The organism is Sporosarcina sp. P29 (genome assembly GCF_002743265.1).
Taxonomy (GTDB): Bacteria; Bacillota; Bacilli; order Bacillales_A; family Planococcaceae; genus Sporosarcina.
Map to the genome: position 1 here is coordinate 1 of NZ_PDYX01000134.1, position 379 is coordinate 379.

The window sequence follows — 379 nt, forward strand, 5'->3', positions numbered from 1 at the left end:
GTTCCTGTTCAAGCTGGAAAGCGCGATCGCCAATATTTCGGCATCGAAAGGGGATAAAGAGACCGCGGAACTGTTCCGCCAGAAAGCCAGCGATCGACGCGCCGCGGTGAACCGGTATCTGTGGGATGACGAGAATGGCTGTTACCGTGACTACGACTGGCGCCGCGAGGTCATGGCGCTGTTCTCAGCGGCGAGCATTGTGCCGCTGTACGTTGGCATGGCGACCCACGAGCAGGCTGAACGCTTGTCTGATGCGGTAAAAGCACGTCTGCTGACGCCGGGCGGGATTCTGGCCACCGAGTACGAGACCGGCGAGCAGTGGGATAAACCCAACGGCTGGGCACCGCTGCAGTGGATGGCGATTCAGGGCTTCAAACAG

The 379-nt window shown here is 60.2% G+C and carries 1 protein-coding gene; it reads left to right on the top strand.

Annotation, left to right across the window (positions count from 1 at the left end; translation table 11 throughout):
• A partial coding sequence (locus CSV68_RS16900; protein WP_304442474.1) for a trehalase family glycosidase occupies positions 1-379 on the top strand: 379 nt, incomplete at both ends.